The organism is Mitsuokella sp. AF21-1AC, assembly GCF_003458855.1.
Classification (GTDB): domain Bacteria; phylum Bacillota; class Negativicutes; order Selenomonadales; family Selenomonadaceae; genus Mitsuokella.
The window spans coordinates 1-527 of sequence record NZ_QRVW01000051.1 but is presented as its reverse complement, the minus strand read 5'-3'; the positions used below and the strand labels follow the sequence as shown (position 1 = coordinate 527).

At 56.4% G+C, this 527-nt stretch carries 1 protein-coding gene; it reads left to right on the top strand.

Annotated elements, in window-relative coordinates; genetic code table 11:
- Window positions 1-527 (top strand): hypothetical protein (locus tag DWX75_RS11750; RefSeq protein WP_199497614.1); only part of this gene is annotated, 527 nt, incomplete at both ends.

The window sequence follows — 527 nt, the reverse complement described above, 5'->3', positions numbered from 1 at the left end:
AACGGGGCACAGTGGAACATGACGGGAGACAGCTCGGTCACGAATCTCACGCTGAACAGCGGGGCCGTGGTGAACATGACGGCTAATACGGCTTATCAGCAGTTGTCGGCGGAACATTTCAGCGGCAATGATGGTATTTTCTATATGAAGACGGATCTTGACAGCCAGACGGACGGGGACAAGGTGCATATCACCCAGGCGGATGCCGGCTCCACGGGTAAAATCCAGGTCTATGATGCCAGCTTGACCCGCGGCAAGGAAGTGACGGGTACGCGTCATTTGCTCTTGGTAACGGACGATAGCAAGCAGGCGTTTTTCACGGGCGAGACGCTGAACCGCGGCGGCCTTTGGGATGTGACCCCGACCATCCAGAATGGTTCCTACGTCCGGGATACCATGGGCGTGGCAGATGCCAAGGACACGGAATGGTATCTGACCAAGCTGGAAAAAACGGTCAATGCGGACAGCCGTCCCTTGCTCTACAGTGGCGACGATGTATACGGCATGTACCGCCATACCCTGGATAC